This is a genomic window from Longimicrobium sp., assembly GCA_036389795.1.
GTDB lineage: Bacteria > Gemmatimonadota > Gemmatimonadetes > Longimicrobiales > Longimicrobiaceae > Longimicrobium.
In genome coordinates, this window is record DASVWD010000126.1 from 1 (window position 1) to 13,533 (window position 13,533).

Annotated in this window: 12 protein-coding genes; 2 read left to right on the forward strand and 10 right to left on the reverse strand. The window is 71.0% G+C overall.

What is annotated here, in order from left to right; translation table 11 throughout:
* Positions 1–205: 205 nt before the first annotated feature.
* A complete protein-coding gene (locus tag VF746_16840) occupies positions 206–874 on the reverse strand; it encodes a helix-turn-helix domain-containing protein (protein ID HEX8694090.1) in 669 nt (222 codons plus the stop codon).
* A gap of 73 nt (positions 875–947) precedes the next feature.
* On the opposite strand from VF746_16840, the gene VF746_16845 reads away from it, so the two are divergent.
* A complete protein-coding gene (locus VF746_16845; GenBank protein ID HEX8694091.1) occupies positions 948–1,706 on the forward strand; it encodes a hypothetical protein in 759 nt (252 codons plus the stop codon).
* A gap of 112 nt (positions 1,707–1,818) precedes the next feature.
* Here VF746_16845 and VF746_16850 read toward each other — a convergent pair whose 3' ends face one another.
* The 4 genes from VF746_16850 to VF746_16865 all read right to left on the reverse strand — a co-directional run bounded on the left by VF746_16850 (position 1,819) and on the right by VF746_16865 (position 6,147).
* Complete coding sequence (locus VF746_16850) at positions 1,819–2,652, reverse strand: hypothetical protein (protein HEX8694092.1); 834 nt, start codon at positions 2,650–2,652, stop codon at positions 1,819–1,821.
* Between the two features lie 454 nt (positions 2,653–3,106).
* A complete protein-coding gene (locus tag VF746_16855) occupies positions 3,107–4,417 on the reverse strand; it encodes a sterol desaturase family protein (protein ID HEX8694093.1) in 1,311 nt (436 codons plus the stop codon).
* Between the two features lie 448 nt (positions 4,418–4,865).
* Positions 4,866–5,357, reverse strand: a complete 492-nt coding sequence (locus VF746_16860; protein HEX8694094.1) for a DUF6174 domain-containing protein — start codon at positions 5,355–5,357, stop codon at positions 4,866–4,868.
* Positions 5,358–5,781: 424 nt separating this feature from the next.
* The gene (locus tag VF746_16865; GenBank protein ID HEX8694095.1) at positions 5,782–6,147 is read right to left on the reverse strand and encodes a DUF6174 domain-containing protein; all 366 of its coding nucleotides are present in this window, start codon (positions 6,145–6,147) and stop codon (positions 5,782–5,784) included.
* A gap of 307 nt (positions 6,148–6,454) precedes the next feature.
* On the opposite strand from VF746_16865, the gene VF746_16870 reads away from it, so the two are divergent.
* Positions 6,455–7,027: a hypothetical protein gene (locus VF746_16870; GenBank protein HEX8694096.1), complete on the forward strand. Its 573-nt coding sequence runs from the start codon at positions 6,455–6,457 to the stop codon at positions 7,025–7,027.
* A gap of 93 nt (positions 7,028–7,120) precedes the next feature.
* Here the strand turns inward: VF746_16870 and VF746_16875 are convergent, their stop codons facing one another.
* From VF746_16875 to lptC, 5 genes are read right to left on the reverse strand one after another with little or no spacing between them, the layout of a single operon-like run.
* Positions 7,121–8,125, reverse strand: a complete 1,005-nt coding sequence (locus VF746_16875) for a glycosyltransferase (GenBank protein ID HEX8694097.1) — start codon at positions 8,123–8,125, stop codon at positions 7,121–7,123.
* Positions 8,122–9,609, reverse strand: a complete 1,488-nt coding sequence (rpoN, locus tag VF746_16880; protein HEX8694098.1) for an RNA polymerase factor sigma-54 — start codon at positions 9,607–9,609, stop codon at positions 8,122–8,124. Before rpoN ends, VF746_16875 begins: the two co-directional genes overlap by 4 nt.
* Entirely contained in the window at positions 9,606–11,078 is a 1,473-nt protein-coding gene (gene lptB, locus VF746_16885; GenBank protein HEX8694099.1) for an LPS export ABC transporter ATP-binding protein, read from the reverse strand. The genes rpoN and lptB overlap by 4 nt, the downstream gene beginning before the upstream one ends.
* Positions 11,075–12,763 (reverse strand): OstA-like protein, encoded by a 1,689-nt coding sequence (locus VF746_16890; GenBank protein ID HEX8694100.1) that lies wholly within the window; start codon positions 12,761–12,763, stop codon positions 11,075–11,077. Before VF746_16890 ends, lptB begins: the two co-directional genes overlap by 4 nt.
* A complete protein-coding gene (lptC, locus tag VF746_16895; GenBank protein HEX8694101.1) occupies positions 12,763–13,329 on the reverse strand; it encodes an LPS export ABC transporter periplasmic protein LptC in 567 nt (188 codons plus the stop codon). The genes VF746_16890 and lptC overlap by 1 nt, the downstream gene beginning before the upstream one ends.
* Positions 13,330–13,533: the final 204 nt, after the last annotated feature.

Genomic DNA, 13,533 nt, shown 5'->3' on the forward strand with positions numbered 1-13,533 from the left:
CGACCGGCCGCCCACCCCGCGCTCGTTTATGGGAACCCGCGTCCACCGGCGAGGCGCATCATCCGTAGGGGCGAGGCCTGCCTCGACCGGCGGATGCCGGGCCCGTGCGCGACAGGCAGCCTTCCGCGCCGATGCTGCCCATGCTCGGACTCGCAGGCTCGCCCCTACGAAACACATCGCGTCGAGAGGCCAGATCCGCGGAGCATCACCCACCTTTTCCCACGCCCGCGCGCGCCACCAGGGGGTCCCCGCGCTCGAAGGCGTCGACCAGCGCGCGGAAGTCCCGCTCGTCGCCCTCCACCTCGACGCCGGCGGGGAGGCCGTCCTCCGGCCACCCCTGGAGGAAGAGCGTGACGAACGCCATCGCCGGGGCGCGGACGCGGACGTCCGGGTGCGCGAGGGTGCCGCGCCCGATCTCCACGCCGTCCTCGGCCAGGACGAAGCGGTAGGGGGCGCCGTCCGCCAGCAGCTCGGCCGCGAGGCGCGCGCCCCCGCGGTAGCGCCGCCTGAGCGCCACGAACAGCCACTCCACGTCGCGGTGCTCGCCCGCGGGGCGGCCCATCCGGTTCCACCCCCACCGCCCCAGCGCGTGGATCGCCGGCTCCAGCGCGTGGCCCAGCGGCGTCAGCCGGTACGCGTGCCCGCCCTCGGCGCCGGGGAAGCGGACCCGCTCCAGCAGCCCGCCCTCCTCCATCTCCTTCAGCCGCTTGGCGAGCAGGTTGGTGGTGATCCCCGGCAGCCCGCGCAGCAGCTCGGAGTAGCGCAGCGGCCCCAGCAGCAGGTTGCGCACGACCAGCAGCGTCCACCGCTCGCCGACCACGTCGAGCGCCTTCGCCAGCCCGCAGTACTCGTTGTAGGAGCGCCGGTCCATCATCACTCTTGCTTTTGGATTGGTCGCTTTACTTTGTGATAGTACGACACTCGTACTCTAGCACGGAGATGCTCCCATGGTCAAGGGTTCCGCCTTCCTCACCGCCTCCGTCGTGGCGCTGCCGCTCCTGCTGGCCGCCGCGTTCGTGGCCGCAGTCCACGCATCCGCCGCCCGCCGCGGGCTGGACCGCGGGCACGCCGTCCGCTCGGCCGGCCGGGCGGCCGCGGGCGTGGCCGCCTGGCTCCTGCTCACGGGCGGGCTGGCCGCCGCGGGCCGGCTCACCTTCGGCATGCCGCCCACGGTGATGGTGATGATCGTGGTGATGCTGGTCCTCACGGTGCGGCTCGGCTTCTCGCCGCTGGGCGAGCGGCTGGCGCTGGGGGTGCCGCTCGCGGCGCTGGTGGGCGTGCAGGCGTTCCGGCTCCCGCTGGAGCTGCTGCTGCACCGCGCCTACACCGAGGGGCTGATGCCGGAGCAGATGAGCTACTCGGGGCTGAACTTCGACATCGTGACCGGCGTCCTGGCGCTCGTCGCGGCGGGGCTGCTGGCGGCGGGACGGCTGCCGCGGCGGGGCGTGGCGGCGTGGAACGCGATCGGGTTCGTGCTGCTGCTGAACATCCTCACCATCGCCATCCTCTCCACGCCCACCCCGCTGCGCGTGTTCGACAACGAGCCGGCGAACACCTGGATCGCCGCCTTCCCCTGGGTGTGGCTCCCGGCGGTGATGGTGCCGGCCGCGCTCCTGGGCCACATCCTCGTCTTCCGCCGCCTCCGCGCCGAGCGCGCGGCCGCGGCGGAGCGGGCGCCGGTCGCGCGGACGGCCGTGCTGGCGTGAGGCCGCGCCGGATCGCCTTCGGCTTGCATGCGGCGAGCCCCCGCCTCGAACGGATCGAGGCGGGGGCTCGAGCTCTCGGGCGGCTCGGACCGGACTTCGATGCCGCGCGGCGCTACTCCGCCCGGTCCACGGCTTCCCGCCAGCCGCGCTCGAACGCGTCGAGGTCCTGCCCGGTCGCGCCCGGGAGCGCGGCGATGCCTCCGGCCCAGACGGCGCGGAGGGCCGCCATGCCGAAGCGCTCGCGCAGGTACTTCGCGACGCTCGCGGCCTGCAGGTACGACACCTCGTCCGGATAGCGGGAGAAGTCGCGCGCGAGGTCGCGCAGCCGGAGCACGCGGCCGCCGGCGACCAGCCGCTCGCGCACGAGCCGGTGCACGTTCCTGCCGTAGAAGTGGTCTCCCACGTAGGTCGCGACGCCTTCGTTCAGCCACTGCTCCGGCTCGCCCGGCCAGCGGCCGCGGAGCACCACGTGCGTCAGCTCGTGCCGTGCCGTCGCGTTCCAGTCGCCGGCGGCCGCGAAGGCGAAGACGCGCGTGCCGAAGAAAGCGCGTCCGCCCACCTCGCGGCCCAGGAGCGCGCGCACGCGCTGGGGCGAGGCCACGGCATAGGCGTGGATCGGCTCGGTCTCCTCGCCCAGCTCCAGGCTTTCCAGCACGCGGCGCAGGGCGGCCTCGAGCCCGAGCCCGATGCTGTCGACCCGTGCGGCCGTGCCGCTTCCCGCCTCGACGCGAACGAGGAAGTGGGGAGTCGTGTCCCTGACCCACTGGAAGTCCCGATTCCGGTCCAGGCTCTCCGGCGAGGGCTGCACCAGCCCAGACGCGACCAGGGACCCCCGGCAGCCGTTCAGCACCGGGACGAGCAGCAAGGTCGAGAAGAGGCGCACGTACGCGGAACAGCCCGGGAGGAAGCGCGTGGGCATCAGCTTCTGAACCGTGAAGGGGGGCATGGCGGGAGGGAGAGCTTCATCCCGGATCGGTGTTTTCGCGGCCCTCGGGTAGCCCGTTCAGATTGGACCCAGGAGACCGGAGATGTACTGCGAAGAAGAATCGCCTGCGGCGGCCGCGCTCACCCCCGGGGAGCGTCACGGTCCAGATCGCGGCGCGCAGGCGCTCGTAGTCGGAGCGGTTGCGGGCCGTGACGCACCTGCCCCACCCGCTGCCACCCGCTGGAGTCCACCTCGGGCGCAGCGAGAAAGGGTGATGCTGGACCTCACGAAGCCTCCGAAGGCTGGGCGGTAATCCGGATCGGCGAACGGCGAAGACTCGAGAGAACGTCGCTGATCACCCCGCTGCGACAGGTCTCGGCGACGCGGAGCCCATGCAGTTGAAGCCCCACGCAGTTCGTGAGGCTTCCTGCCGTTGCCGCGGCTTCAGCCGCCTTCGCCCTCCACCCTCGCCGAATCACATGATCGGCGCCAGCTCGGTCTCGGTGAGGTGGCCACGGCGGGAGAGGAACCAGGCGAGCGAGAGGGCGCAGAAGACGAAGCCGCCCGCCGCCAGCCAGGCCGGCGCCATCCCCACCCCGCCCAGCACCAGGCAGGCGGCGCCGAGCACCGCGTGGCGCGCCGCCTCGATCGGGCCCGCCCACTTCACCGCCTCGAACACGCCGCCGACCCCCGCCAGGCTCACCGCCACGTAGAAGCCCCCCGCCGCCAGGTGGTGCGGCGGAAGCGCGTCCGCGCCGAGCAGCAGCGCCAGGCTGGCGCCCAGCGCCACCACGAACTGCGCCAGGCCGTAGCCCGCCAGGCTCGCCGGGATCACCGGATCGAAAGACTCCGCCGTCGCGCGCGTGACCTCGGGCGGCGCCACGGGGCCGCCCTCGGCGTCGGAGCGCCACCCCGGCGGGCCGAAGCAGTACATCAGCCGGTTGCGCCAGCCGCGGGCGCGCCGCACGTCGCGGAAGATCTCCGCGAAGACGTGCACGTTGGCCCAGAGCGGGTTCCAGCTGCGCAGCGGCTTCGTGAGGCCGTAGACCGGCTCCTCCTCCTCGGGCTGGAAGGTGCCGAAGAGCCGGTCCCACACGATGAAGACGCCGCCGTGGTTGCGGTCCAGGTACTTCGGGTTGCGCCCGTGGTGCACCCGGTGGTGCGAGGGCGTGTTCAGCACCGCCTCGGCCAGCCAGCCCATCCTCCCCACCGCGCGGGTGTGGATCCAGAACTGGTAGACCAGGTTGAGCGCGTACGCCGAGACGTACATCTGCCAGGGGATGCCGACCAGGGCGAGCGGCACGTAGAACACCCACGTCATCATCCCGTGCAGCGAGCTCTGCCGGAGCGCCACCGCCAGGTTGTACTCCTCGCTGGAGTGGTGCACCACGTGGCCGGCCCACAGCAGGTTCACCTCGTGCGAGAGCCGGTGGCTCCAGTAGTACGCCAGGTCCACCAGCAGGAACACCGCCGCCCAGCTCGCCAGCGCCGCCGCGTTCACCGCGATCCAGGGAAACGCCTCCGCGCGGGCGAGCGGCGCCCCCTCCGGCCACGAGGGCGCGCCCGGGATCCACCGCTGCACCGCCCAGTGCGCCTCGACCTGGATGTAGATGCCGATGGTGAGCAGCTTGGAGAACACGCCCGAGAGCTGGCTCAGGATGCCGCAGCTCAGGTCGGCGATGGAGTCGTTGAGGCGCAGCAGCCGCCGGCCGGACCAGGCGCTGTACGCCAGCTCCACCCCGATCAGCAGGAAGAAGAAGGGGATCGAGAAGAGGATGATGCCCATGGGCGTCCCCGGAAGCCGTCAGGGGAGTTCGGACGAGGGGAAGTGCTTGGAGGATACGAAGATCGGCGCACGCGGACAAGGCCCGCCGGCCGTTTCGGACCTCCGCGCGCGCATCACCCTTCTCGCACGGTGTGCAAAGGAAGTGTCATCCTGAGGGAGCGCTGCGCCGAACCTGTCGCGGCACCGATGTCTGGCGGCGACCGGAGGATCTATGGCCCGTGATGGCAGAGATCTTTGCAATGCGGCCCATAGATCCTTCGGAAGCGTCCATGCGCCGGTGCAGATGTGAGGATCGGCGGACGCTTCTCAGGATGACATCTCCCTATCTCACGCAAGAATGCACAAACGATTGTGGGAGTTCGATATTCTCTCACGCAGAGTCAGCAGAGGAATTTCGCTGCTGACTCTGCTGCTCTGTGTGAGACCCGATGGTTTTTCTGGATCTGGATCAGATGGTGCGCTGCCCGAGCGGCTCCAGCGCGCGCAGGATGTGCCGCACTCCCGCGTCGTTCGCCATGGTGCCGATGGTGACGTCGGTGGGGTAGCCCAGCTCCGGGTCGTAGCGCGCCTCGACGGGCGTGCCCTCGCGCCGCGCCTTCTCGATGGCGTCGAACAGCTCGTCGACGGTGGGGAACGCCACCCAGAAGGTCTCGGCCACCCAGTCGCCGTCCTTCGTGCGCCGCGCCGACGTCATCCGCCCGTTCTCGACCACGATCTCCAGCTCGTCGCGGATGTAGCAGAAGCAGCTGGCCCGGTAGAGGTAGCGGTAGCTCTTCGGCCCTTTCTCCGCCCACAGCCGGCGCGCCCGCGCCAGCTCGCTGTCGGCCGGCGCCGCGGCGGTCTGCGCGGCCTGGGTGGCCTGCGCCGGCGCGGACCGGTGCGCGCACGCGGTGCCCGCGAGCGGGAGGACGACGGCGATCAGGAGGAAGCTTCGGCGCATCGGGAAGGGTTCCTGCGACTCGGTGGCGGCGATGAACGGACTCCGGCAGACGCCCGTTTACCCTCCAGCCGCCGCCGGGTTCGCGTGAATCGATGCCGAATCCTGAGATCAGCGTCTGACCAAACCTCCTGGAGAGATGTCATTCCGAGCGGCGCCGCATCTCCGAAGCCGTTGCCATGCCGAAGCCGGGCGGCGCCCGAGGAATCTTCTCACCCTGCCAGGTGGCTGGTTCCGCGCACGGATCCGGCCTCGTGGCAGCCGTGGGTAGATTCCTCGGGAGCCCGGCCGGTGACGGTGCAGACGCAAGTCCGGCGCACCGGGCTCCACTCGGAATGACATACCGTAGGGATGCACACTGTAGCCAGGACGAAGCCCCCGGCCGGTCGCGCGGCCGGGGGCTTCGCAGCCTGTCGGCCGCGGCCGCTCAGTCGGCCGGCTCCAGGTCGCGCAGCTGGTGCCGCACGCCGGCGTCGTTCTCCAGGGTGCCGATGGTGGCCGTCATCGGGTAGCCGAGCCGCGGATGGAAGACCGCGTCGTTGTAGGTGCCCGACCGCTGCGCCGAGGCCAGCCGGGCGAACAGCTCGTCGACGGTGGGGAACAGCCACCAGTCCTCGCGCGGGACCGCCTCGCCGTTCTTCACCAGCCGCACCGACGTGATCCGCCGGTCCTCCACGGTGATCATCACCTCTTCGTCGAAGAGGCAGAAGCAGGTGGCGAAGTAGCGGTAGCGGTAGTCGTCGATCCCCTGCGCCTCCCAGCGCTGCCGCATGGCGATGAGCTCGCCGGACACCGGCTCCGCGCCGTCGAAGCCCGGCAGAACGAAGCTGTCGCAGCCCGCGAAAGCCGCGAGCGGAAACACGACCGCGCACAGACGAAGGATTCGATGCATGCAGGCTCTCCGCGTGGGATGGATGTTTCTCTCGCCGCCGGAGAACGCATCAATCCGCCAGCCAGTGACACCAGCGGCGCGGAGCCATCCCCATCCCTTCATCACGGCTTGCAGGGCACCCTCGTGCTGGTCAGATTGGCCCGAGATGGCTCGTCACGCTGCTGACGCAAGATGGTGCGGGTGTGATCCTCTTCCCCGGCGGCGAGCGGTGAACCTCCTCGCGCTTCCCAACTTCCGGCTGTCGCCGAGCAGCCCCACGGCGCGCGCGTTCCTGCGGCGCGGCCTGGACGACTTCCACCGGGCGGCCCGCCACGTGTGGCTGCTGCCGACGGTGCACTCCGCCGAGCGCCCCGACTTCCGCCGGCTGCTGCTGGCAGGCCGCGGCACCCCCGCCGCGAAGCACGCCCTGCTGGCGGCGCTCGCGGCCGAGCACGGCGTGCCCGTGCGGCTCGTGCTCGCCGTCTACGAGATGGACGAGGAGAACACGCCGGGCGTGGGCGAGGTCCTGCGGCGGCATGGCCTCGACGCGGTTCTCGACGCCGGCTGCCACCTGCTCTACGAAGGACGGCGGATCTCGCTCACCCGCGACGAGGGGACGCTCGACCGCATCGTCTTCCTCCACGAAGAGCCGATCGCGCCGGAGCACATCGCCGCATACAAGCTCGCGGTCTACCAGCGTTTGCTCTGGGACTGGATGCAGCCGCGGGGCCTGACCATCGGACAGGCGTGGGAAGTGCGCGAGGAGTGCCTCGCGGCGCTCGAGCGCGCCTCCGCGCCCTGACAGGAACCTCGAAAAAGAAACGTCAGCAGAGTCGCGGAGGGGTTCCTCTGCTGACTCTGCGTGAGACCTGCTGTTTTCCGGTTCCGACGGAGCTCAGCGCCTGCGTAGCTGGTCCACCTCGGCGCGCAGCGTGGCGATCAGCTCGGCCATGAAGCCGAAGCCGAAGATGATGAAGCCCACCGTCTCCAGCAGCACCACCAGCGTGAGCAGCGGCCGGTAGCCGAACGGCGGCATCCAGTGCACCACGCGCAGCACCACCGTCGCCAGCCCCACCAGCAGCCCCAGCAGGATGAGCACGAGGCCCGTCCCGCCGAAGAACTGCATCGGCTTCTCGCTGAACTTCAGGTAGAACCAGACCACCACCAGGTCGCCCACCCCCACCAGCACCCGGCGGCGCCCCGTGAACTTGGGCCTCCCGGCGCGCCGCGGGTGGAGCTCGATGTCGATCTCGCCCACCGACCACCCCTGCGCGTGGGCCAGCACCACGAAGAAGCGGTGCCAGTCGTGGCGCAGCGGGATCTCGCGCAGGATCTCGGCGCGGAACGCCTTCATCGAGTTGAGGTCCCGCACCGGCACCTCGAAGAGCGCCTGCGACAGGCGGTTGTACGCCCCGCTCACCGCCGCCTTCTCGTAGCGCCCCACCTTGCGCCCGCAGACTATGTCGTACCCCTCGGCCAGCTTCGCCAGGAAGCGCGGGATCTCCTCGGTGGAGTGCTGCAGGTCGGCGTCGAAGAGCACCAGGAACTCGGTCTCCGCCGAGCGCGCCCCCGTCACCATCGCCTCGGTCTTCCCCAGGTTCCTGCGGTGGCGCAGCACCTTCGTCCGCGGGAAGCGCTCCGCCTCCTGGAGCGCCGCCTCGTAGGTGCCGTCGGCCGAGCCGTCGTCCACCAGGATCACCTCGCCCGCGAGGCCGTGGCGCTCGAACGTCGCCCGGAGCTCGCGGAAGAGCGCGGGGACGTTCTCCACCTCGTCGAAGGCGGGGACCAGCACGCCGAAGTTGCGGCGAAGCGCCTCCGGGACCACCGGAAGCGCCTGCGTCGGAGCCGCGTCGGGCGCCGGGGAGTGCGAGGCGGCCGCCTCGCGGGCCAGGGTGCTCACACGCGCTTGCGCATCCGCGCGGAGAGGATGCCGAGCTGGTCGCGGTACTTGGCCACCGTGCGCCGGGCGATCTGGATCCCCTCGTCCTTGAGGATGTTCACGATCGCCTGGTCGGTGAGCGGGTGCGCCGGGTCCTCCTCGCCGACGAGCTTCTCGATCTGCGCCTTGATCCCGCGGGCGGAGACGTCCTCGCCCGAGGTCGTCGACAGCCCCGACGAGAAGAAGAACTTGAGCGGGAACACCCCGCGCGGCGTCTGCACGAACTTCTCGTTGGTCACGCGGGAGACGGTCGACTCGTGCATGTCGATCACCTCGGCCACCTCGCGCAGCGTGAGCGGCTTGAGGTACTGCACCCCCTTCTCGAAGAAGTCGCGCTGCCGGTCGACGATGAAGTTCATCACCTTCAGCATCGTCTGCCTGCGCTGCTCGATCGCCTGGATCATCCAGTTGGCCGAGTTCAGCTTGTTGGAGATGAACTCCTTGTTCTCGCCCACGAACTTCTTCTTGTCCTTGGCGATGTCGCGGTAGGTGCGACTGAGCTTCAGCCGCGGCAGGCTGGTGTCGTTCAGGAACACCAGGTACTCGCCGTCGATCTTCTCGACGATCAGGTCGGGGATGATGTAGTTGTCGCCGTGGCTGGCGTACTTGAGCCCCGGCTTGGGGTCCAGCTTGGCCACCTCGTCGGCCGCGTCCTGCACGTCGCGAGGGGTGATGCTGAGCTCCTTGCTGATCTCGCTCCAGCGGTGGTTGATCAGCTGGTCGAAGTACTGGTCGACGATGCGGTACGCCAGGCTCTGCTGCAGCCGCTCCTCCACCTCGGCCAGCGGCGGCTCGCCCTCGCCCGTCTCCTTGATCAGGTCCTGCACCACGGCGTCGCGCAGCTGCAGCAGGATGCACTCGCGCAGGTCGCGCGCGCCGATCCCCGGCGGGTCGAAGTTCTGGATGACCCGGAGCATCCGCTCGGCCTCGTCGACCGTGTACGGGCGCACGCCGTCCCAGGCGTCGGTCTCGTGGCAGAAGTCGTTCAGCGCCACCACGATCTCCTCGAGCCCGCACTCGAGGTACCCCTCGTCGTTGACGTTGCCGATGATCTCCTCGCCCAGCAGCAGCTCGCGCTCGGAGAGGCGCAGCAGCGTGAGCTGGTCGTGCAGGTGGTCGCCCAGCTCCCTGGTGTCGACCGAGACGGGCTCGTAGTACTCGCGCTCCTCGTACTCCTCGCGGCGGCCGCCCGTCTCGAAACCGTTCAGGAGGATCTCCTCCCAGTCGATCTCGTCCTCGTCCTTCTCCTCTTCCTTCTCCTTCTCCACCATCTCCTCGACGTCGCCCTCCACCAGGTCGAGGAACGGGTTGTTCAGCAGCTCCTGCTTGAGGTGCTGCTGCAGGTCCAGGAGAGGCATGTACAGGAGATCCATCGCCTGGTACAGGCGAGGGTTGATCTTCATCTCCTGCTTGAGGGTGGTCCCCTGGTACAGGCCCGTCTTCATACCGCCTCGTCTTCTCTCGGATTGGGATACCGCTCACGCATTCGCGCCGTCAGCGTGGGGCCCAGGTAGATCTCGGCCACCTCGTCGTTCCACACCAGCTCGCCCACCGTCCCCGACACCCGCACCCGCCCCTCGTACATGATGTAGGCGCGGTCGACGATGTCCAGGGTCTGTTCCACGTTGTGGTCGGAGATCAGCACCCCGATCCCGCGCCGGCGCAGGTCGGAGACGATCTGCTGGATGTCGTGCACGGCGATCGGGTCGACGCCGGCGAACGGCTCGTCCAGCAGCATGAACTTGGGCTCCGACACCAGCGCCCGGGTGATCTCCAGCCGCCGCCGCTCGCCGCCGGAGAGGGCGTACGCCTTGGTCTTGCGCAGGTGCTTGATCGACAGCTCGTCCAGCAGCACCTCGAGCCGCCGCTTCCGCTCGGCCTTGGGGATCCGCATCATCTGCAGGATCGCCATCACGTTCTCTTCCACGGTGAGCTTGCGGAAGATCGACGGCTCCTGCGCCAGGTAGCCGATCCCCCGGCGCGCGCGGCGGAACATGGCCACCCGCGTCACCTCGCGCTCGCCCACGAAGACGCGGCCCCGGTCGGGGCGGATGAGCCCCACGATCATGTAGAAGGTGGTGGTCTTCCCCGCCCCGTTCGGCCCCAGCAGCCCCACGATCTCGCCCTGCGCGACGTGCACGTCCACGTCGTTGACCACCCGGCGCCCCCGGTACGCCTTCACCATCCCCTTGGCGGAGAGCGTGAGCCCGCCGGGAACCAGCATGGAGCGGCGCCGCGCGGGGGCGTGCTCGCCCTCGGGGTGCAGGTCGGCGAGCGGGGCGTGGTCCAGCTCCGGCCCGAGGTGCGGCCGCGGCTCCGGGGGAGGCTCCGCGACGGCCGCCGCCTCCGGCTTCTCCTCCTCCCGCGCCATCGCCTCGACGTCCCTCTCCGACAGGTCGAGGAACGGGTTGTCCCGCAGCTCCTGCTCGAGGCGCCCGTGGAGGTCCATGAGCGGCCGGTACAGGAGGTCCATCGCCTGGGGCTGCCGGTCCGCCAGGATGGCCCGGATGCGCGCGTCCATCAGGTCCAGCAGCCGCTCCTTGCCGTGCTCGCGGGCCTCGTCCAGCGCCCAGGGGGCCAGCCGGACGGCGCTCCAGTTGCCGGCGCCGTTGGGCGCGGGGACGGCGTAGCCTTCCGCGTCGAGGAACTCCACCGCGCCGCCCGTGGCCAGGGCCTGCACCACGTGCTCGTTCAGGTAGCGCACCGTCTCGCCGGCGGGGAAGTTCCCCGGCGCCTGCCCCGCCGAGGGGCCGTACCAGCGCCGGTACTCCTCGGCCACCGTGGTGAGCCAGCGCGCGCGCTCCACCGCGTTCACCCCGTCGTCGGCGCTCACCAGGGCGCGCAGCGCGATCAGCGTGGAGACGTCGGCCGGGCCCAGGCCGGCGACGATCCGCTCGAAGGCGTGCTCGCTCACGGGCGCGTCCCTCCCGCGGGCGTCCGGCGCGGCTGCGCGGACGGCGCCGGCGGCGCGGGCGGGGGCGACGCGGCCGGCGCCGGGCGGGGCGGCTGCCCGGCGCCCGCCGGCCGCGCCGCGCCGGGAGCGGCCCGCGGCGGCGTCCGCCGTCCCCCCTGCGCGGCGGCGGAATCGGAAGCGACCTGGCTCCCCGCCTGCTCGGGGTCAAGGTAGACGCCCTTCTTCAGCCCCCGCACGTGGGCCACGTCCACCTCGCCGTCCTCGAAGGTGAGGTCGATGCGGTCGCCGATCAGGTAGTTGAGCGCGGGGCGCCCCCGCCTGGCCCCCGCCGAGTCGTTCTTCAGCCGGTAGAGCGAGCGCGCGTCGCCGATCGCCAGCAGCCGCTCGATCTCGGTGTCGGCCGTGTCGCCCTGGGCCGTGTCCGCGCTCGCCGGCGCGGGCCGGCCGGGGCCCGGGCGGACCAGGCCGCGCGGGGCGGTGTCGGGGCGCACTAGGCCGCGCCGCGCCGTGTCCGCGGCGGCCGCGCCGCGCTTCGGGCGGAAGAAGGCGATGATGGTGTCGGCGGTGAGCACGTCGCGCTGGTCGATCCCCGGCGGCGGCTCGGTCATCGGCCGGTTGGCGACGGGGACGACCGCGGCGCCCGAGTCGGGGCGGACCAGCGACGGCTGGGGGATGGTGTCCCAGGAGACGCCCTGCGCCCTGCCCACCGCGTTCACCTGCTTGAGCCGCTGGTCGGGCGAGACCGCCTCGATCGAGTCGGCCTCCATGCGGAAGCCCTTCGCCAGGGCCACGGAGCGCGCCCCGGCCTCGGAGCGCGCCGCAGAATCGGGGGCCGGGCTCCCCGGCTGGCGGCTGGAGACCATCCGCTGCAGGAGCTCGCGCTCGAAGAAGAGCTGCAGCTGCGGCCCCGTGGCGGTCAGCCGCTCGCTCTCCATCTGCGCGTTGCCGCGCGCGAGCACCTGCTGCAGCTCGCCCTCCTTCAGCCGGCTCTCGATGAAGTCGCCGCGCAGGTCGTACTTCTCGCCGTCGACCACCGCGCGGCGGCGCAGCTCCACCCGCTCCTCGGTGGCGTCGTAGTGCGCCTCCTCGGCCGTCGAGCGGGTGTCGCGGCTGACGATCACCACGTTCCCCTCGGCGGTCATGAAGCGGTCGCCGATGGAGGTCACGCGGTCGGCGTCCACCTCCATCGGCTCGCGGCGGCGGCCGCCGCTCTGCTGCTTCGGCGTGATGGTGAGGTGCGGCCGCCCGACGGCGATGGCCTGCGGGTCGGGGCGCCCCGGCATGGCCTTGAAGTACTCCAGCTCGGGCCCGCGGAGCGTGCTGCCGCGGTTCTTGTCGGTGAAGACGACGTTGCCGGTGGCGTAGAGGCGCCCCGTCTGCGAGTTGTAGGTGGCGCGGTCGGAGGTGAGCGCCCGGGTGGGGTCCTGGTAGTCCACCTGCCCGAAGAGGTGCACCTCGTTGATGTTCTGGTAGATCACCGCGCTGTCGGCGCGCAGCTCCTCGCCCCCCGAGCAGCGCACCAGCAGCGGCCCGTCGGCCGCGATCACGCGGTTGGCCGGATCGCCCACCGAGCTCCAGGGCCCGTTCTGGTAGACGAGCTCGCAGGTGTTCTGGGCCGCGGCGGGACGAGCGGCGGCGGCCGAGAGCGCCAGTGCGGCGAGCAGGAGGGCGAGGGCGCGGCGCATCAGAAGCGGATCCCCCCCTCGCCCACGCGCACGCCGGTGACGCGCGCGTTGGTCCCGGTCACGTTGGTGAACTTGCTGTTGGAGGTGAAGCCCTGCGTGATCAGCGTCTGCCCCGCCTCGGTGATGGTGGTGGGCTTCTCGCTCCAGACGCGGTCGCCCTTCTGGTCCCAGTGCAGCTCCTCGCTCTTGATGGTGCGCATCCCCTTGTCGCCCGGGGTGACGAGGACCACGCTGCCGCGCGCGATCATCAGCCCCGACTGCTGGTCGTACTCGCCCGTCTTCGAGGTGAGCTTGCTGGGCGGCTCGCCGGGGTTGAAGAAGGTGAGCCGCACCACCCTGAGCTGCGTGCGCGTGTCGCCGACGGGCGTGATGGCCGTGTCGGCGTCGAGGTCGGCCTTGAGCAGGCCGTCCTCGGTGATCTTCATGTTCATCTTGTAGGTGACCTGGCTGGCGTCGGCCTCGATCTGCCCCGTCCCCGGGTCCGCCGGAGTGGGGCCGCACGCCGCGGCGAGCGCGCTCGCCGCGGTGATGCAGACCAGTGCCAGGTTGCGCTTCTTCGTACCCATCTCGCTTCATCTCTCCCCCGTCTCGGTGCGGGTCCCGGATCGGCCGCGTGGACGGGGGAATCATATGCTTCCTGCACCCCGCAAAGCGCTTAGGCTTTGGTTAGGGCTGACTTAGCACGACTTAATCTCGCGGTGCCTTCGACACCATCCGCGCGACGGCCGGCGCGGTCGAGGCATGCCTCGCCCCTACGAACCGACCTCGAC

What these genes read in the sequence shown, in the direction of transcription:
- VF746_16840 (HEX8694090.1), bottom strand. Translation starts at nt 874, where the DNA reads ATGATGGACCGGCGCTCCTACAACGAGTACTGCGGGCTGGCGAAGGCG.
- VF746_16845 (HEX8694091.1), top strand. Translation starts at nt 948, where the DNA reads ATGGTCAAGGGTTCCGCCTTCCTCACCGCCTCCGTCGTGGCGCTGCCG.
- VF746_16850 (HEX8694092.1), bottom strand. Translation starts at nt 2,652, where the DNA reads ATGCCCCCCTTCACGGTTCAGAAGCTGATGCCCACGCGCTTCCTCCCG.
- VF746_16855 (HEX8694093.1), bottom strand. Translation starts at nt 4,417, where the DNA reads ATGGGCATCATCCTCTTCTCGATCCCCTTCTTCTTCCTGCTGATCGGG.
- VF746_16860 (HEX8694094.1), bottom strand. Translation starts at nt 5,357, where the DNA reads ATGCGCCGAAGCTTCCTCCTGATCGCCGTCGTCCTCCCGCTCGCGGGC.
- rpoN (HEX8694098.1), bottom strand. Translation starts at nt 9,609, where the DNA reads ATGAAGACGGGCCTGTACCAGGGGACCACCCTCAAGCAGGAGATGAAG.
- VF746_16890 (HEX8694100.1), bottom strand. Translation starts at nt 12,763, where the DNA reads ATGCGCCGCGCCCTCGCCCTCCTGCTCGCCGCACTGGCGCTCTCGGCC.
- lptC (HEX8694101.1), bottom strand. Translation starts at nt 13,329, where the DNA reads ATGGGTACGAAGAAGCGCAACCTGGCACTGGTCTGCATCACCGCGGCG.